19 protein-coding genes are annotated in these 17,810 nt (G+C 70.0%); 6 read left to right on the forward strand and 13 right to left on the reverse strand.

The genetic code is table 11. The features are described 5' to 3' along the window. Positions 1 to 65 precede the first annotated feature (65 nt). Positions 66 to 1,043 carry an L-threonylcarbamoyladenylate synthase gene (locus ACIP4Y_RS33145; protein WP_401399504.1) on the forward strand — a complete coding sequence of 326 codons (978 nt, stop codon included), beginning with the start codon at positions 66 to 68 and terminating at the stop codon, positions 1,041 to 1,043. A gap of 46 nt (positions 1,044 to 1,089) precedes the next feature. On the opposite strand, the gene ACIP4Y_RS33150 is transcribed toward ACIP4Y_RS33145, so the two are convergent. Then, positions 1,090 to 1,731: a carbonic anhydrase gene (locus ACIP4Y_RS33150; protein ID WP_401399506.1), complete on the reverse strand. Its 642-nt coding sequence runs from the start codon at positions 1,729 to 1,731 to the stop codon at positions 1,090 to 1,092. Positions 1,732 to 1,926: 195 nt separating this feature from the next. Between ACIP4Y_RS33150 and ACIP4Y_RS33155 the strand changes: the two genes are divergently transcribed. Further along, positions 1,927 to 3,186 carry a SpoIIE family protein phosphatase gene (locus ACIP4Y_RS33155; protein ID WP_401399508.1) on the forward strand — a complete coding sequence of 420 codons (1,260 nt, stop codon included), beginning with the start codon at positions 1,927 to 1,929 and terminating at the stop codon, positions 3,184 to 3,186. A 522-nt stretch (positions 3,187 to 3,708) separates the two neighbouring features. Here ACIP4Y_RS33155 and ACIP4Y_RS33160 read toward each other — a convergent pair. The 5 genes from ACIP4Y_RS33160 to ACIP4Y_RS33180 form a co-directional block, all read right to left on the reverse strand. Beyond that, positions 3,709 to 3,882: a hypothetical protein gene (locus tag ACIP4Y_RS33160; RefSeq protein WP_401399510.1), complete on the reverse strand. Its 174-nt coding sequence runs from the start codon at positions 3,880 to 3,882 to the stop codon at positions 3,709 to 3,711. Positions 3,883 to 3,931: 49 nt separating this feature from the next. Beyond that, a complete protein-coding gene (locus ACIP4Y_RS33165; RefSeq protein ID WP_358645389.1) occupies positions 3,932 to 4,414 on the reverse strand; it encodes a DUF3618 domain-containing protein in 483 nt (160 codons plus the stop codon). Beyond that, positions 4,411 to 4,857, reverse strand: coding sequence for a phage holin family protein (locus ACIP4Y_RS33170; protein ID WP_401399512.1), 447 nt, complete (start codon positions 4,855 to 4,857; stop codon positions 4,411 to 4,413). The genes ACIP4Y_RS33165 and ACIP4Y_RS33170 overlap by 4 nt, the downstream gene beginning before the upstream one ends. Positions 4,858 to 5,356: 499 nt before the next feature. Continuing rightward, positions 5,357 to 5,905 carry a phosphatase PAP2 family protein gene (locus ACIP4Y_RS33175; protein WP_401399514.1) on the reverse strand — a complete coding sequence of 183 codons (549 nt, stop codon included), beginning with the start codon at positions 5,903 to 5,905 and terminating at the stop codon, positions 5,357 to 5,359. Positions 5,906 to 5,961: 56 nt separating this feature from the next. Then, a complete protein-coding gene (locus ACIP4Y_RS33180; RefSeq protein ID WP_401399516.1) occupies positions 5,962 to 7,056 on the reverse strand; it encodes a YihY/virulence factor BrkB family protein in 1,095 nt (364 codons plus the stop codon). Positions 7,057 to 7,336: 280 nt separating this feature from the next. Here ACIP4Y_RS33180 and ACIP4Y_RS33185 point away from each other — a divergent pair, with 280 nt between their 5' ends. Further along, positions 7,337 to 7,759 carry an ATP-binding protein gene (locus tag ACIP4Y_RS33185; RefSeq protein ID WP_401399518.1) on the forward strand — a complete coding sequence of 141 codons (423 nt, stop codon included), beginning with the start codon at positions 7,337 to 7,339 and terminating at the stop codon, positions 7,757 to 7,759. A 580-nt stretch (positions 7,760 to 8,339) separates the two neighbouring features. Continuing rightward, complete coding sequence (locus ACIP4Y_RS33190) at positions 8,340 to 9,329, forward strand: magnesium and cobalt transport protein CorA (protein ID WP_401399520.1); 990 nt, start codon at positions 8,340 to 8,342, stop codon at positions 9,327 to 9,329. Positions 9,330 to 9,550: 221 nt separating this feature from the next. Here the strand turns inward: ACIP4Y_RS33190 and ACIP4Y_RS33195 are convergent, their stop codons facing one another. The 5 genes from ACIP4Y_RS33195 to ACIP4Y_RS33215 form a co-directional block, all read right to left on the reverse strand. Next, the gene (locus ACIP4Y_RS33195; protein WP_401399522.1) at positions 9,551 to 10,447 is read right to left on the reverse strand and encodes an alpha/beta fold hydrolase; all 897 of its coding nucleotides are present in this window, start codon (positions 10,445 to 10,447) and stop codon (positions 9,551 to 9,553) included. Positions 10,448 to 10,637: 190 nt separating this feature from the next. Beyond that, positions 10,638 to 11,969, reverse strand: coding sequence for a protein kinase (locus ACIP4Y_RS33200; RefSeq protein WP_401399524.1), 1,332 nt, complete (start codon positions 11,967 to 11,969; stop codon positions 10,638 to 10,640). A gap of 324 nt (positions 11,970 to 12,293) precedes the next feature. After that, entirely contained in the window at positions 12,294 to 12,497 is a 204-nt protein-coding gene (locus ACIP4Y_RS33205) for a cold-shock protein (protein ID WP_401399526.1), read from the reverse strand. Between the two features lie 214 nt (positions 12,498 to 12,711). Further along, a complete protein-coding gene (locus ACIP4Y_RS33210) occupies positions 12,712 to 13,254 on the reverse strand; it encodes a hypothetical protein (protein WP_401399527.1) in 543 nt (180 codons plus the stop codon). A 127-nt stretch (positions 13,255 to 13,381) separates the two neighbouring features. Then, on the reverse strand, positions 13,382 to 13,651 hold the full coding sequence (locus ACIP4Y_RS33215; RefSeq protein WP_401399529.1) for a hypothetical protein: 270 nt from the start codon (positions 13,649 to 13,651) through the stop codon (positions 13,382 to 13,384). A gap of 274 nt (positions 13,652 to 13,925) precedes the next feature. Here ACIP4Y_RS33215 and ACIP4Y_RS33220 point away from each other — a divergent pair, with 274 nt between their 5' ends. After that, positions 13,926 to 15,125: a hypothetical protein gene (locus ACIP4Y_RS33220; RefSeq protein WP_401399530.1), complete on the forward strand. Its 1,200-nt coding sequence runs from the start codon at positions 13,926 to 13,928 to the stop codon at positions 15,123 to 15,125. 11 nt (positions 15,126 to 15,136) lie between these two features. Next, positions 15,137 to 15,727 carry a hemerythrin domain-containing protein gene (locus tag ACIP4Y_RS33225; protein ID WP_401399531.1) on the forward strand — a complete coding sequence of 197 codons (591 nt, stop codon included), beginning with the start codon at positions 15,137 to 15,139 and terminating at the stop codon, positions 15,725 to 15,727. A 124-nt stretch (positions 15,728 to 15,851) separates the two neighbouring features. On the opposite strand, the gene ACIP4Y_RS33230 is transcribed toward ACIP4Y_RS33225, so the two are convergent. Next, entirely contained in the window at positions 15,852 to 16,226 is a 375-nt protein-coding gene (locus ACIP4Y_RS33230; protein ID WP_401399533.1) for an STAS domain-containing protein, read from the reverse strand. Between the two features lie 28 nt (positions 16,227 to 16,254). After that, a complete protein-coding gene (locus ACIP4Y_RS33235; RefSeq protein ID WP_401399535.1) occupies positions 16,255 to 17,481 on the reverse strand; it encodes a PP2C family protein-serine/threonine phosphatase in 1,227 nt (408 codons plus the stop codon). Positions 17,482 to 17,810 lie beyond the last annotated feature (329 nt).

Consider the following 17,810-nt stretch of genomic DNA (forward strand, 5'->3'; position numbering starts at 1 on the left):
GAGAACCGTGTGCTCTGGTTGATCATGGCGGTCTCCGGTGCTCGACGGCACCTAGAATTGCGAGGGTGACGGCAAGAACCAGTGACATCGAGAAGGCGGCCGGTGTGCTCCGCACCGGCGGGTTGGTGGCGCTCCCGACCGAGACCGTCTACGGTCTCGGCGCCGACGCCGAGAATCCCGCCGCTGTCTCGCGCATCTTCCAGGTCAAGGGGCGTCCGCCCTCCCACCCGCTGATCGTCCACATCGGCGGCGCGGAGCAACTGGACGACTGGGTCGAGGACGTGCCGGCGACGGCGCGCCTGCTGGCCGAGAGCTTCTGGCCCGGGCCGCTCACCCTGGTCCTCCGGCGCGGCCGCCGGGTGCCCCTCGAAGCGACGGGTGGCCTTCAGACGGTGGCCGTACGCGTGCCCGACCACCCCGTCGCCCTCGCGCTGCTGTCGGCTTTCGGCGGCGGTGTCACGGCCCCGTCCGCCAACCGCTTCGGCCAGGTCAGCCCCACCACCGCGCAGCACGTCCGTGCCGAGCTCGGTGATGCCGTCGACTTCGTGCTGGACGGCGGATCCTGCGAGGTCGGCGTCGAGTCGACCATCGTCGACGCCACGGGCGAGATCCCGAGCATCCTGCGCCCCGGCGGGGTGACGCGCGAGGACCTCGAAGCGGTGCTGGGGCGCCCGCTCGCGGTCCACTCCACGAGCCGCGTCCGGGTGCCGGGCCAGCATCCGTCCCACTACGCGCCGCGTGCGCGGGTCGTCCTCGTCGAGCCCGAGAAGGTCGTCGCCGAAGCGGAGCTCGCGCAGGAGCTGGGGCACCGGGTGGGGGTCTTCCTGCCGCCCGCCTTCACCGACGCTGCGGTGAAGGCGCACGCTGTGGCGGCGGTCCCCGCATCGATGGCCGCCTACGCGCGCGGGCTGTACGGCTTCCTGCGCGAGCTCGACCAGCAGGGGTGCGACCTCATCATCGCGTCCCTGCCGGCGGAGGAAGGGTTGGGACTCGCGATCGCCAACCGCCTCCGCCGCGCCGCGGGGCCCCGGTCTTCCGAGTGACCGGCATCGGATCGGTGGCGTGCCCGCGCAGCCACGACCGTGGCGGTCAGGACGCGGCGGGCACCGCCACATCGAGGCCGCGGGCCGCGACGAGCTGCGCGCTGCCGTCGGCCAGGCGGTAGCACAGGCCCACCACGGCGGCCTGCCCGGTGGCGACCTTCTCGGCGAGTACCCGGGAGCGGTCCAGCAGCAGGTCGACGGTGTGCCTTATGTGCTCGGCGAGGATCTGCTCCGGCTCGACCCGTCCGGCGGCCCGCGCCGCCAGCACGCTGGGCGTCACCCGCTCGACGACGTCCCGAACGTACCCGGCCGGCGTCATGCCGTCCTCCAGCGCGGCGCACGCCGCGCCGACCGCGCCGCACGAGTCGTGACCGAGCACCACGACCAGCGGGGAGCCCAGCACGTCCACGCCGTACTCGATGCTGCCCAGCACCTCCGGGCCCACAACATGGCCTGCGGTGCGTACCACGAACAAGTCGCCCAGGCCGCGGTCGAAGATGATCTCGGCGGCCAGACGGGAATCGGAACAGCCGAACAACACGGCGAAGGGCTGCTGGGACGGTGCGATCTCGGCGCGGCGGGTGGCGTCCTGGTTCGGGTGCTCGGGGGTGCCCGCGACGAAGCGCTGGTTGCCGGCCAGCAGCAGCTCGAAGGCGTCGCGGGGCGTCGGAGTCTTGATCTCGGTCATGTCCGTAGCCTAGGACCCCGCCCCCCGCGTCGCACCGCCGGCCGTGCATAAGCCTCTTCCCGCGTCGCCGTCACACACCTTCCCACGACACCACGGCGGGCCGGCGGTGCACCCCGCTGCCCACGAGCGAGGTCGGCGGGCGCAGAAGCTGGACCTTTCGTAGATTGAGGAGCGAGCCACTGGCAGGGAATGCGTGTGACACCGAAGATCGATTACCCAGGGGTGTTCGCCGCCCTTCCGAGCCCGTGCCTGGTGCTCGGCACGGACCTGGTGATCGGCGATGCCAACCCGGCCTTCTGCGAGGTGACCGGACGCAGCAGGGTCGAGCTGCTCGGGCAGTACCTTTTCGACGTCTTCCCGGACAACCCCGCCGACTCGGAGGCCGACGGGGTGACCACACTGCAAGCCTCACTGCACCGTGTCCTGTCCTCCGGCCAGACGGATCACATGGCGTTGCAGAAGTACGACATCCCGGTCCCCGGCAGCCCCGAGGTGTTCAAGGAGCGGTGGTGGACCGCGATCAACGCGCCCGTCCTGGGCCTGGACGGAAAGGTCGCCTGGATCATGCACCGGTCCGAGGACATGACCGACGTCGTCCGCGCCCGCCGCACCGCCCACCTGCCGTCGGTCAGCCCCGGCCGGGACGCGGCCATGGAAGCCGAGCTGTACGCCCGGGCGCGGCAACTGCAGCAGCTGAACGAGGAACTGCGGCAGGCCCACGCCCGTGAACGGCGCATCGCCGTCGCCCTCCAGGAAGCCATGCTCCACTCCCCTGACCTGGCCCGGCACCCGAACATCGCCGTGCGCTACCTGCCCGCGACCGGATCGCTGAACGTGTGCGGCGACTGGTACGACGCGGTCGACCTGCCCTCGGACCGTTTCACCGTCACGGTCGGCGACGTGGTCGGCCACGGGCTGATGGCCGCCACCGTCATGGGCAGGCTCCGCAGCGCACTGAGCGCCGCCACCCGCACCGTCCACGGCCCCGCCCAAGCGCTGGAGGTCCTTGGGCTCTACGCCCGCTCGGTCGAGGGAGCGCTGGCCGCCACCGCCGTCCAGGTCCTCGTCGACTGCCACAGCCAGCTGCTGATCTACAGCAGCGCCGGCCACCCCCCGCCCGTCCTCGTGCACCCGGACGGCTCCTGCCAGCTGCTCGACCAGGCCACCGACCCACCCCTGGGTGCCCGCCCCGAACACGTCCCCCGCCCCCAGGCCAACACGACCTACACACCCGGTGACACCCTCGTCCTCTACACCGACGGCCTGATCGAACGCCGCGATGAGGACATCGACGCCGGCCTGACCCGCTTGACCACCACGCTCGCCACCTGCACCGAGTTCGGCGCGGAACACCTCGCCGACGCCCTCCTCGCCCGCCTGGGCCTCGCCAGCGGCGCCGACGACGACATCGCCATCGTCGTCGTCCGCCTGGACCGGACGACGCGACCGTACTGATGGGACCGATGTCGCTCAAGCACCAGATGGTCGGCCGCGCGGGCTCAGCCTGAGCAGCATGTCCGGGATTCCTGCTCAAACCGTGCCGAGGAGCGAGCCAGAAGATCGCGGAGCCGCTGAATCACCGGGCCGGCTCAAGGCCGGTTGGACGTACCAGAGCGTCCGTGACCTGGGACTCTCCGAGTTGTCAGTAAGGCGGCTGATGCACCGCTCTCGGGTGGCAGTTGCTGCCAGCAGCGGTGGACGTGCTGTTCAGCCTCTCCCCCGGCGGAGGCGGCGACGTCGGTCGAGAAGGCGGCCGTGGAGGGTGCGGCCGTCGGCGGGGAGTGTGCTGCGGCCGTCACCGGACCCGGCCGCCCACCGGACGACCGCCCCGACGACCAGCACCGTGGCGATGACTGCTGCGACGGTCAGCGCGGCAGCTGCGTGCTGACCGGATATGGCGGTGAGGCGTCCTTCGCGTGAGTATCCGTCAGCAGGCGGGGTGCCGGTATCCGCGTCGTACCGGCCACCCCACCTCCTTCAGGCGGCGGGTCCAGCGCAGTTGCCGGCCGCCTCGCCCCCGGCGAAGAGCGCGTGCAGCGAGGCGGCGAGCAGCCTCTCGCGCCAGGAGCGGTCTTCGCCGGAGGCTCCCGGGGCGTCCTCGTCGTGGCCGGGCATCTTCCGTGCCTGTGCGCGCAGTGCTCCCGCGGTCATCCCGCTGACGGCACCGAGCGCACACCGACCCGCTTGCGGGCGACCCCGTTCACCGCTTGGAGCGGCGGCTGGCCAACCACGCCACGACGGCCACGCCCGCCGCGGCCAGCAGCACCTTCCGGTTGTTCCGCGCCAGCTGCGCCCCTTGGGCCGTCTTCTGCCGCACCGGCTCCGGTGCCTTCTCTTCCCACAGCTGACCGGCCTGGGCCGCCTTCGCGCGGGCCTGCTCGGCGGCTTGGGCGGCACTGTCCTTGACCGGGTCGGGCAGCCGGTCCTGCGCCTGGTGCGCCAGGTCGGCGGCCTTCGCCTTCAGTTCCCCGGCCTTCAGGGCGGCTTGCTCCTTCAGTTCGACGGCCTTCGCGGCGGCCTGCTCTTTGACCTCGGCGGCCTTCTCCTGGGCGCGTGCCTTGACGTCGGTCTTCGCTGCGAGCGCCTCCACCGTCTCCCCGAGCTCGGACCGGGTCTGTTCGACCTGCTCGCGCAGTTCCTCGGGGCTGGTGGCGGTGGGCTCGTCGTGCGGCGGCTGGGTCATCGGTGCGCACTCTCCTTGATCTCGGCCACGTCGGCCTTCACGTTCTCGATCGTCTGCTCGGGTGTGGGCGGCGCGGCCTGGTCGACCTGCTTCTTTCCGCTTATGGCCATCATTGCGGCGATCACACCCAGCACCGCGGTGACGATCAGCGCCGCTGCCCACACCGGCAGCGGCACCGCCAGCGCGGCGATCACGGTGGCCACCAGCGCCTGCAGCATCAGGAATCCGACGACGCCGGCTCCGCCGAAAAGGCCGCCGCCCTTGCCGTAACGCTTGCCCTTCTGCTTCATCTCCGCCTGCGCCAGCCGCAGTTCGCCCCGCACCAGTTCGGTCAGCTGCTGCGAGGCCCGCTGCACCAGCTCACTCACCGGCTCCTGGCCGGAGCGGTCCGTGCTCTGGCCGGCTCCGGCATGGTGCGGCTGTGTGCTCGACACGACGGTCACCTCCCATTCCTGCGTCTGTGTCGGCCGGGCTGCACGCTGCGCCCGACCATCCGACGAGCGCGCGAGTACCCCGAACAGGCGAGTTAAGGTCGATCGGCGCCACCCGGTTGCAGCCCCGCACGCCGGGAGCGCTGTGGGCTTGCACATGGCCCGCCGGCGGACCGTTCTTTGCTGGGCCGGTGCCCGGAACGAACTGCCACTGCCCGCAGTGACCACGTCGGTGGCGTGGCCATCTCGACTGAGGTCGCGCTGTACGGAGCGTACGTGCACGTCCCGCGTGGCCCTCGTGCGCCGGCAGCCGAACGGGCCGGAAGGACCGGGCGTCCGGCGCCCGGCACGCCCGGCCCCAGGGTGCGGCGGCAGCGGGATCACTGCGTATCTCCTCGGCTTCCGGGCCCGGGCGGCCGGCAGCTTCATGACGGCGGCGTTCGTTGCGCCACGTCCGCCGCCGCCCCTCCCCCGCCACGATTTCCCCGGTCGCATCCGGCCTTCCCGAGCGCTAGAGCCAGTGGCGAAGGATCAGGCGGGGGGCGTGACGGGTGAGCCAGGCGCTGGCCAGGCCGATGGCGGCGCCGGTCACCACGTCGCTGGGGTAGTGGGCGCCGCTTTGCACGCGCTCGAACGCCACCATGGCGGCCGGCAGGGCACACGCTGCGCCGACGGCCGGCCACGTCGGTGCCACGGCGGCGGTGAAAGCCACCGCCGCGGCAGTGTGGCCGGAAGGGAAGGAGGAGGAGTCCGGGCGGTCGTCGACCTCGTCGTGGGGGAACCACTCCTTCGGCGGCCGGGGCCGGTCGGCCAGCTGCTTGCACAGACCGTTCGAGATCAGCTGTGCCACGGTCAAGGCGGCCAGGCCGCCGGCCGCCGCTTTGCGGCCGCGCCACCCGCCCAGCCACGCCATCGCGGCGGCCGACCCGCACCACAGCTTCGTACTCTCGGCGGCCTCCTCCACCGCCGACAGCACCTTGCCGACACCGGGCGGGGTGCGGCGGGCCACCTGTTTGCTCAGCGACCGATCAACGTCGCGCAACACTGCAAGAAGCCTCATAGGAGGCGGATATCCCGCAGCTCAACGTTCCACACCCAAGATCAACAGGCGGCCGGTCACACCTCACCCAGGCGGCGCCGGTCCTCCTCGTCCCACTTCCGGGTGTCGCGGGGCTGGGTGTACGGCTCGGTGTCGGGCGGCAGGCCGCCCGCGATGGCCCGCTGGCGTACGGTCTCGGCGTCGAATTCCAGCCCGAGCAGGACGGCCAGGTTGGTGATCCACAGCCAGACCAGGAAGACGATGACGCCGGCCATGGTGCCGTAGGTCTTGTTGTAGGAGGCGAAGTTGGCGACGTAGAACGCGAAGCCGGCGGAGGCGATCATCCAGATCACCAGGGCCAGGAAGCTGCCCGGGGTGATCCACCGGAACCCCTTCACCTTTGCGTTGGGGCTCGCCCAGTACAGGATCGCGATCATGATGGTGACCAGGATCACGAGGACGGGCCACTTGGCGATCGACCACACCATCAGTGCCGAGTCCCCGATCCCCAGCGCGGCCCCGGCCCGGCGGGCCAGGCCGCCGGTGAACACCACGATCAGCGCACTGACCACGGCCAGGACCATCAGCACGACCGTCACCCCGACCCGGACCGGAAGGATCTTCCACACCGGGCGGCCCTCCGGCATGTCGTAGACGGCGTTCGCCGCGCGGATGAATGCCGCCACATAACCGGAGGCCGACCAGACAGCCAGGACGATGCCGACGATCGCCATGATCGAGCCGATGCCGGCGTTGCTCTGCAACTGCTCCACGGCCCGGGTGATGATGTCCCTGGCCGAGCCGGGAGCGAGTTTCCGGATGTTGGCCAGCACCGCGTCGGTGGCCGACTTGCCGGTGATACCCAGCAGCGACACGAGCACCAGCAGCGCCGGGAACAGCGACAACACACCGTAGTACGTCAGCGCCGCCGCGCGATCGGTCAGCTCGTCGTCCTTGAACTCGCGCAGCGCACCCTTGAACACAGCACCCCAGGCCCGCTTGGGCAGCTTGGTCGGCGTGTCCGGTGCCCGCCGCTCCACCTCCGGCCCGGGCCCGGCCTCCTCGGGTGTCGGCTCGTCGTGTGTCGGTTCCTCGCGTGTCGGCTCCTCGCGTGCCTGCGCCTCGTCGACGCCGTGGTGTGCTTTCCGCCCTGGAAGATGCAGCCTCGCCATACGCGCCGGGTAACCCCTCACGGCCCCGTCTACGCCTGGCGGGGGGAGATCGACCACCACATCGGCGGCCTCTTCAGCTCCGCGACCGTCAGATCGTCCGGCAGTTGTCTGGTGCTACGGGGCTTCCTCGTCATGATTGCTCGACCGCAGACGCACAGGCGTGCAGACGACGATTGCGGGTATGCGCGGGCGTATGAGCGGGGTGGCGAAGGCGGTGGGGATGGAATCAGTCCTTCTCGGTGGAAAGTTTCCGACGGCTCCGGACCAGGAGTCGTGGCAGATGTCGGCCGCGCTGGACGGCGACGGCACGTGCATCGCCGAGGCGCGCCATCTCGCGGCCGGCTTTCTCACGCGGCTCAAGGCCGACCACGGCATCCCCGTCCCGTCGCGGGCGATGGACCTCACGCAGCTGGTGGTCAGCGAACTGGTCACGAACGCCCGTAAATACGCCCCCGGTCCGGTGCTGCTCGATCTGCGTGTCACCGGCCCGGTGATCGAGGTGGCGGTCTGGGACAGCGACCCGGTCCTGCCGGTGGCCCGGGCCGCCGACCCCGGCCGGGTGGGCCAGCACGGACTGGAGATCGTGATGGCGGTCGTCCAGGGCTTCGAGGCGCATCGGGAGCCGGTCGGCAAACGCATCACCGCCCGTATCGCCCTCTTCGACGACCCCCATGGGAGCACGGACCGCCGCCGGCGGCCCTGAGGGGTAGAGGCCGCGCGTAGCCCGGCCGAGATTGTCCGGGCAGAGCGGCACGCTGTGCGTGCTCGGCTGATCCACGACCGCGTGAGGGACGACCGGCAGCACCATGGCTGGAAGCAGCTGAGCTCCCCGAGTCTGGACTCGGGGAGCTCGGCGGGGCTGGTTTCTCAACACCGCACGGGGCGGGTAACCCCTGGGTCAGCTGTTATACCCATGCGATCAGGCCACGTCGCGGTATTGCGGTGACCGATCAGCCGGATCACGTGGCTGACTCGTGCTGTGGACCAGTCGGAGATGACGGCCACGGGCGTGACGGGCCACCCGCGGACCGCCCTGCAACCAGCCCTCGATGCGGTCCAATCCGTACAACAGCAGGCCCAGAACAGGCAGCAATAACACAGCGACGGCGAACACAGCGACAGATCCCTCCAGCCGGCAACACCTACCGGGTTTCCAGCAGGCTCCCGGCCAGCAGCCGGCCTATGTGAAGGTCTGGTGACCACCTGGGTGCGGATGGCTCACCGGGACAGGCCTTTGCACTCCCACGAGCATGGAATGCGGTGGAGGAAGCATCCGATAGGGCATGGAGTGCGTGATCTATCAAGAGCGGACGGGCGAGTACGAGCAGATCGACTGCCGGCAGGCGGACGCGGGATGCCAGGCCACCCTGGACCGCCTGGCGGTGCTGAAGCCGGATGAATTCGCCTGGATCCGCATGGCCGAACCCCGCCAGGAGGAGCTGCAGCGGCTGGGCGAGTACCTCGAACTGCATCCCCTGGCGATCGAGGACGCGGTCCAGGCTCATCAGCGGCCCAAGCAGGAGCGCTACGGCGACGTCCTCGCGGTCGCGGTGAAGACGGTCTGGTTCGTCGAGCAGAGCTCAGACGTGGAAACCGGCGAAGTGATGATCTTCCTCGGGCCGTCCTTCGCGCTGACCGTACGGCACGGGGCGGACGATCCCACGGCGGAGGCGGCGCGTCGGCTCGCTGATCAGCCGGACATGACACGGCTCGGGCCGGTCAGCGTCCTGCATGCGGTGACCGACGTGATCGTTGACGCGTACGCCGAGGCCGCCGCCCAGGTACGCACGGACCTGACGGAGCTGGAACGGTGCGTCTTCTCGCCGGCCCGCGACGACCTCACCGAGCAGATCTACTCGCTCAAACGTGAGGTGGTGGAGTTCCGCGACGCCATCCAGCCCCTCGTCCCCGTCATGCAACCCTTCACCACGGCGCGGGACGACTGGCCGCGGCATGTCCTGCCGTACTTCCGTGACGTGACGGACCACCTCACCCGTACCGACACCGAGGTACGGGCCCTGGACGACCTGCTCGCCTCCGTGCTCGACGCCCACCTCGCCAAGGTGGGCACCTGGCAGAACGACGACATGCGCCGCATCAGCGCCTGGGCGGCCATCTTCGCCATCCCCACCATGGTCGCCGGCATCTACGGCATGAACTTCTCCCACATGCCCGAACTGGACTGGCGCTACGGCTACCCGTGCGCGCTCGCCGTGATGGCCTTCGGCGCGGGACTGCTGTACCGGGCCTTCCGCCGCAACGGCTGGCTGTGACCGAGAACCACGCCGCGGGGCCGACTCGCGCCCGCCTTCCGACCAGAGGTGAGGCGGGCGGGCGCGGGGCCGGGCCGCCGGTGAGGCGACGCGGTCGCGGGCTGCAGCGATTGGCTGGGATCACCACGGGCACGATCACGGCCAGCGCGGTCGGGTATCTCCGGCCGATGAGGAGCGGTCCGTTGTGCTGCGGGATCTCTGCCGGTTCTGCATCCACGCCACTACATGAGCGGATCAAGGCTTCCGTTTGATGGTCGCCGTCCGGCGAAGAAGTCGGCGAGGGAGGACGCGAGCGCTTCCGGAGCCTGTTCGGCCACGTGATGCCCGGAGTCGATGCCGTGGCCCCGTACGTCCGGTGCCCACGGACGCCAGATCTCCACCGGGTCCCCGTACAGGTCCTCGAGGTCGTCCCGGAGCGACCAGAGGATCAGTGCCGGGCACCGGATCCGTACCCCGGCGGCGCGATCGTCCTCCTCGTGCCGCCGGTCGACGGTGAGGCCGGCCCGGTAGTCCTCCAGCATCGCCCGCACCACGTCCGGGTTCCTCATGGCCGCGCGCCACTCGTCGTGGTTCTCCTGTCCCATGCTCTGGGGGTCGCCGCGGTACCAACTGTCCGGGTCGGCGTTGATGACCCGCTCGGGGATGTCCGGCTGGGCGAAGAAGAACCAGTGCCACCACTGCGTGGCGAACTCGGTCGTGATGCGGGAGAGGTGCTCGGTGATGGGCAGACAGTCGATCAGCGCCACCCGCGAGACCGCGTCGGGATGATCGAGCGCGAGACGCAGCGCGACACTGCCTCCGCGATCGTGCCCGGTGAGTGCGAACCGGGCGTGGCCGAGGGAGCGCATCACCTCGACCACGTCACCGGCGACGGCCCGCTTGGAGTACCCGACGTGGTCAGCGGTAGGTGCCGGGCCGGTGGACCGGCCGTATCCCCGGAGATCGGGACAGACCACGGTGAAACCGCGCCGGACGAGGAGTGGGGCGACGCGATGCCAGGTCGCGGATGTCCGGGGGTGGCCGTGCAGCAGCACCACCGGCGGCCCTTCCCCGCCGTGGCGAACGAAAATCGATGCGTCATCGACCTGAACCCGCCTGGTCTCAAAGCTCTCGAACAAAACCCGAACCTCCCGCTCTCGTTGACGCACCGCCCAGCCAGCGTGGCCGCCGGCACCAGCACCGCGCGTTCCGCCTCTTCGGGGCCCTCCCACAGGAACGTGACAGTGACGGGCTCGCCGACCGCCTAGGCCCGCGCCCACGGCATCGGCCTTGCGCTCCGGCACGCCCGCAACACCCGGCCTGGGCCCTTCAGTTCTTCCGGGCCTTCTTCTGACGATGCTTTTCGGCGTTCCGGGACTTGTCGGATCGCTTGTTGGCGGCGTGCGCTCCCTTCTTGCCACGCGATGCCGTGTCGGACGTTCCCGCGATCCGTGGCGCTGGGGCCGTGGTGCTGTGGGTGCCTGTGCCGGCGGCGGGTTCCCGGTTCTGGACAGCAGCTGCGGGGCTGGACGTTGGATCGGGACCGGGGGCACGAAGCGGTCCGGCGGGGATGTCGCGGCCGGAGGACTTGGCAGGGGCAGCTCCCTCCTCGTCGCCGAGAGCGGAGGCGTCCGGTGTGCCGGCTTTCACGGAGGGGCTGGTCGCCGCCCGTGTGGCCTCCTGGTGCGCAGGTCCGTCGGATACGGCAAGAGTGGCGGCCACGGCAGCCGCCAGCGCGGCGGCCGTGCCGGCGACCAGGTGGCGTCCGCGCGTGGACGCGGTCTTCGGTGCCGCCGTGTTTGCGGCGTGCGACGCATACGGGTGCGTGAGGTCACCCCGCGCCGGTGCCTGCCTGGGAACCAGGCTCGTGACGTCAGCCGGGGGTGGCACGGGCCTGGGACCGATCGTGGCGGCCAGGGTGGCCAGAGCCCGGACGCAGTCGTCGGCCGATGGGCGGGCCTGCGCGTCCAGGGCGGTCATCTCCCCCAGCAGGGCCGCGAACTCCTCCGGCAGGGAGTCGGGCAGTTCGGGCCGCCGGTGGAGCCGCGCGATCGCGGACTCCAAGGGAGCACCGTCGTACTCGAGTCGGCTGGTGACACATTCGAGGAGCACCAGTCCGAGGGCGTAGACATCGGCGGGCGGGCCGACGGGCTGGCCGAGCACCTGCTCGGGAGACAGATAGGCGGCCGTGCCGATGAGTGTGCCCGTGGCGGTATGGGTGGTGGCGTCGAGCAGCCGGGAGATGCCGAAGTCGGTGAGGTGGGGGCGGCCGGAGGCGTCCAGGATGATGTTCGAGGGTTTCACGTCCCGGTGCACGATCCCTGCGTCGTGCGCGTGGGCCAGAGCGCGTGCGAGGTCGGCTCCAAGGGCAGCGGCCTCTCCTGGCGCCAGGGGACTCGCGGCGATGCGTGCCTTCAGTGTCGGACCGTCGATCAGCTCCATCACCAGATAGGCACGTCCGTCGTACCGGCCGGCATCGTAGACGGTGACCAGGCCGGGGTGCCGCAACCGGGCAAGGATCACCGCCTCGTTGTGGAAGCCGTCCTCCGTGTCGCCACCGGCACCGACGCGGAAGACCTTGACGGCCACCGGTCGTTGCAGACGCAGGTCGAAGCCACGGTGGACGTCGCCGGCGCCACCCGAGCCGACTACCGCGTCCAAGCGGTACCGCCCGCCCAGCACTTGTGCGGAACACCGGAACGGCGCCAGAGCCGACTGGCGGAGCCTCATGTCATCTCCCACTGCTTCCCCGAGTGCTGCCCACAGGTGCGCCTACAAAGGGGCACCGCACACGCGTACCCATGAGCTGCCGGAGTACCCCGACCACGGCATGTCAGATGCCTTCACCGGCGACCGGGGGCCGCGTCACGCATCGGCCGCCGGGCGGACCTGAGCGGCGCTGATCTCGTCGGTCCGGTCCACCCGGTGCAACGCCGAGGCGGCTGCCCCGAAGGGCAACCGCCTCGTTCTACGCTGTTCGCCCGGTCAGCCACGGACGATGTTCTGGGCCTGCGGCCCCTTCTGCCCCTGCCCGATCTCGAAGGTGACGTGCTCGCCCTCGGTGAGCTCGCGGAATCCGCTGCCCTTGATCTCGGAGTAATGCGCGAAGACGTCGGGGCCTCCGCCATCCGGCGAGATGAAGCCGAAGCCCTTCTCCGCGTTGAACCACTTCACAGTGCCGCTGGCCATCAGATGATCCTTCGTCCATGCCTGGGAACAGCCCATGGGTGCGGGCATGCTCCGGCTCTTCACCAACAGGAGCCGCACTCGATGTACCCGACGACGCCGGCTTTACCCTCCGAACACGGTCCAGCGCCGCCGACTGGGTGAAACCTTTCGCCACGGCATACGACGTCACGTCGCCCGAGTGGGCGCCGAAGACGCAACCCGCGGCAGCAGGGGCTCATCCGGCCGTCTTGTGCAGCGCTTCCCCGGCCTGGCGAATCCGCCACTCCTCGACCGTGGTCTGCTGTCGTCGGGCCCGTTCGAGCAGTGTGTCGAGCCGGGCAGGGTCCAGGCGCGCTTCCGTCGCGCTGAGCCGGCGCAGGGTCTGCCACAGGGCCGCCTTCCCCTCGATCCCCAGCCGCAGCGCTTCCAGATCCAGCAGGATGCCGAGCGGGGAGCGGCGTACCAGGCGACCGTTCGGCTTCAGCCGTCCAGCCTTCTCGCCCGCCCAGCCCGCGCACACCTTGTAGCGGCGGACGGGGACACCGAGATCCCGCATGATGCCGATCAGCGTTGTCCGGTCCTGGGCGATCTCCGCTGCGACGGGTTCCAGTGCGCGCCCGAGCTCGGAGCCACGGGAGCTGCGCACCAGGTGGGCGGCGCGTTCGGTGCCGGCGGTGGCGCCGGCGAGGTGGTCGTTGAGATAGATGCCGAGCAACTTCACGTTGACACCTTGTCCGATGTGGTGGCGCCGGCGCGCGCCGGACGGAGGGGCGTTCATCTGCGGACTCCTTCGGTTTGCGGGGTTTCCCGTGGGTGAGCGACGAATCGTCGCGGAGCCGTGCGTGCACGGTTCCCGCCGTCGGCGTGATGCGCGGCGTGCCGGCGGGCTTCCGTATGTCCGGGCTTCAATCCGGGCCACGGGGGAGGTAGTAGGTCTGCCTCAGGAATGCGGCCATGTCCTGCAGGGCCTGGGTGTACCCGGCTTTGTAGTGCGCGTCGACGTCGGTGCGGCGGCCTTCCGCCTCCGCCCACGAGTCGAGATGCAGAGCGATGCGTAGGTGGTTGCGGTACAAGGCGCCGTGCCGTCCCCCGAGAGCCGCTCGCGCACGCTGCTCGTCCCAGTCCTCCAGGTCTCCGGTGTCGAAGGCGAGCAGGTCGTCGTCAGTCTGCGGCACCGTTTTCCTCCTGAGGTCGGTCTCCGCCGTCACGGGTACCGCGGTGTCATCCGTGCGATGTCCGAGTGCGATCACAGTCACGACCGTTGGCGTAGTCCGGCCGAGCTGTCATTTCGAGTGGCCCAGCCAGGGGAATCACGCCCTCCTAGGGTGTCCACCAGTGGCCGGTCCCATCGGTGGCGGCCAGACTCGAGGGCGGACCTGTGCTCGTCGTCTTCGACGGGTTACCCCCCAGCCCAGGCGCACGAGTCGCCCTGCATCAGGAGGCACCCGCATGACCTTCAGTCCCCTGGAACAGCGGGGTATCCCGCTCGACCGTCAGCTGCGCAGTTGGCGTGAGCTGAACGTGCAGCCGATCGACCCGGACCGGTGCGACCCGTACACCCGGTGCCGGATCATCACGATGAACGGGATCGAGGTGGAGGCGATCCTCTTCAGCCACCAGCTCGCCCGCAACACAGTCGACCCGGACGTCAAGCGGCAGCTGGCTCGGACCCGGTACATCGAGGCCCAGCAGCAGAAGGTCGTGAACTGGCTGCTGCCGGGCGTCTCCTCGGTGCTGGAGACGACCATCGCCTACGAGCAGGTCGCCGTGGACCTGACCGCATGGGTCGCGCGCATGGAGCCGGACCCGTACCTGAAGCAGGCGTACCAGTTCGGCGTGCTGGAGGACTTCGACCACCTGTACCGGTACGCCAACCTCTACGAGATGATCGAGCACCGCAAGGCGGAGTCGATCGTGGACAACCTCACCGAGGTGATGCCGGGGCGGCCCACGAGGTTCCACCACCGCGATCCGGTCGACAACGTCCGCGACCCGTACGACAAGAACGCGACCAACCCGCTGTCGAAGCTTCACGCGCTGACGATCATGTCGGCGGAGCAGCAGACGATGAACTTCTACATGAACACCGGCCCCACCTACATGGAGCCGATCGCCCGCCAGCTCTACCAGGAGATCGGGCTCATCGAGGAGGAGCACGTCACGCACTACGAGTCCCTGGTCGACCCGGGCGAGACGTGGTGGGAGCAGCTGGTCAACCACGAGTACAACGAGTGCTACCTGTACTACTCCTTCATGGAGCAGGAGAGCGACCCCAAGGTCAAGGCGATCTGGGAACTGCACCTGAACATGGAGCTGGAGCACCTGCACACGGCGTGTGACCTGATGCGCCGCTTCGACGGCCGTGAGCCGCAGGAGGTCCTGGCGCCGGAGCTGCCCAACGTGCTCACCTTCGAGCCGAACAAGCAGTACCTGCGCGAACTGCTGGACACCCAGATGGACCTGACGACCCTCGGCGCCGGCTACGTGCGCGAGGCGCACGAGCGCTTCGAGAAGATGCAGGAGCAGATCCACGGCGGCGAAGCACCGCCGAGCGACAGGGTCATGGCCGAGCACGACGAGATGTTCGGCCGCGAATACCGCGTCCAGACCGAAGGTGAGCACCCCGACCCCGCGCAGCGCGAGAAGTGAGGCCGCCGCAGATGTCCGAAGTGGAAACGCCCCAGGCCGGTGACGACCAGGCCGCCGACATCGACGTGGTCGCCCTGCTGATGCGCCAGCACGGCGACATCCGCAACCTCTTCGACGAGGTGGAGCTGAGCGAGGGGGAGGAACGCCGCGACGCCTTCCGTCGGCTCGTACGCCTGCTGGCCGTGCACGAGACCGCCGAGGAAGAGGTCGTCCATCCCTTCGTCCGCAGGGCGGTCGAGGGTGGCGAGCAGGTCGTCAAGGATCGCCTCGCCGAGGAGAAGTCGGCGAAGGAGACCCTCGCGGCCCTGGACGACATGGACACCGACGATCCGGAGTTCATGCCCCGGCTGATGCAGCTGCGGACCGAAGTGCAGATGCACGCGCGGGCGGAGGAGCGCTACGAGTTCTCGCACATCCGCCGCAGCACCGACGTCACCAACCTCGCCGCCATGGCCAAGGCCGTCAAGGCCGCCGAGGCCATGGCACCGACACGGCCCCACCCTGGTGTCGAGTCCGCCGCGGCCAACGTGGCCCTCGGCCCCGTGGCCGCCCTTATGGACCGCACCAAGGACGCCGTCCGCAAGGCCATGGGAAAGCACTGACGCGAGGCCCATCAGCCAGTGGACGCCCTCTGGGGTGTACCGCTGAGCGTCTACGACCGTGCGCGCGACGCCCTGGGCAAGCGGGCGCCACCTCCCGCGGCGCAGCAGGTGGCGCTCCGCCCGGTCAGTGCGGTGCGGCCTCCGGGGAGGGGTAGGTGTCGAGGACCTTGTCCACGCCGGTGAGTTGCAGCATCGTCCGCACCGGCCGGCTCGGGGCGATCAGCGCGAGGCGAGCGCCGGTCGCCCGGGCGGTGCGATAGGCGGTGATCAAACACGTGAGGCCGGTCGAGTCGAGGAAAGTGACGCCGGACAGGTCCACCAGCACCGCTTGGTCGTTGCGGCCGAGCAGCGGCTCCAGAGCATCAGCGAGACCATGGGCGGTGTGCAGATCCAGCTGGCCCCTGACGGTCACGAGACGGCGGTCGGGGGCCAACGTACGCACCTGTACGTCCACAGCGGTGGCCGGTCGCGGGTGCGAGGTGGGCGGGTCGCTACTCACGCAATCCTCCTGCCTGGGCGAGTACGTCTCATGGGGTCAGCTCGTGCTGCTGGCTCCCGCGCCACTCGGTGAGCAGGACGGTGGCGTCGTCGGCGAGTCGCCCCTCGTTGTGATCCATGACGGCCGCCATGAGCCGGCGCAGGGTTTCGTGCAGGGTGTGCCGGCCGGCATGGTGGCGGCGGATGAAGTCGACGAACCGGTCCCGCCCGAACTGGGTTCCGCGGGCATCGCGGGCCTCGATGACCCCGTCGGTGTACAGCAGCAGGCGGTCGCCGGGCTGCAGCTGTTCGGTGCGCTGGGTCACCGGCAGGCGGAGATCGGCACCCATCGGGCCGGCCGGCGGGCAGACCAGCTCTGTCGTCCAGCGGTTCTCCCGGATGAGGACCGGCAGGTGATGGCCGCGGTTGATCCAGGTCAGCCGCCCGCTCGCCATGTCGAGATCCGCCAGGATGCCGGTGACGTAGCGGCTGGTGCTGAACTGCTCCAGCAGCACCTGTTCCACCTGCTCACTGGTCTCGGCCAGTGACGCGCCCTGGCGGCGGGCGTTGCGGCAGGCGGCCACGGCGACGTTCGCTGTGATACCGGCGGTCGTGTCGTGGCCCATGGCATCGAAGACGCTCAGATGCAAGGTGGTGCCGGCAACGGCGTAGTCGAAGGCGTCACCGCCGACCTGGTACGCCGGTTCCATCACCGCACCCACCGTGACGTCGTGTCCGGCATAAGCGGGAGGCGGAGTGAGGTTCCACTGCATCTCGGCGGCGACGTTCATCGCCTCGGTGCGCACCAGCCGCGCGTAGGAGTCGCTGAAGGAACGCTTGCTGAGCAGCATCAGAGCCGTCGTCGATGCCAGATCGCGCAAGGCGTCACGGGTCGGCTCGTCGTCGGTGTCGGTGTCGGCCCGGAGCACGCCCAGACGCTCCACACCGTCGGTGACGGCGACCCACCACCGTCGCCGCCCGCCCGGCATGCCGCCGCCCCACGCCGACTCGGCGAGCACATCCACACGCTGGTACGCCTGACCGGGCAGACTGCCCTGGACGGTGAACTCCTCGCCTCCCCCCGCGGCGTCGCACCCCTGGCCCGTCAGCCGACGCAGCACCGTCTCGCGGATGTCGACGACGTAGAGGGCCACGTCGTACAGCCCGGCCCCGGCAGCGTGCTCCGCGACCAGGTCGGGAAGCTGCTCGAGCGTGACGGTATGGCTGGCCTGCATGATCCGTACGACTGCCAGCGCGACCGCGGCCCTGTCAACCATGGCAGGCACCGTCGCTTCGCCGGCAGGGTGCGGCCGAAGCGCTGGCGACATACACCGGGCCAGGACGGAGACACCGCATTGACGACCCCTTTCCGGCGAGGGTGCCAGTGAGAACGCACAGAGCGTGTACGAGATCGTTCACGCGCTTACATCCATCATCGCGGACAACCCGTCTGCAGCGCATACGTGGACGTGTCCCTACCTTGATCGTCTCGCCGCCGGCGGTGGCCACCGTGGTGACGAGAAGCGGGCACGTCGCCCGTCCAGAGCCCGGTTGTCGGTGCGTGCTGCTGCTGGAAGTACAGGCTGAACAGGAAAGGCAGCCCGTA

Source organism: Streptomyces sp. NPDC088810 (genome assembly GCF_044750305.1).
In the GTDB taxonomy this organism is placed as follows: Bacteria; Actinomycetota; Actinomycetes; order Streptomycetales; family Streptomycetaceae; genus Streptomyces.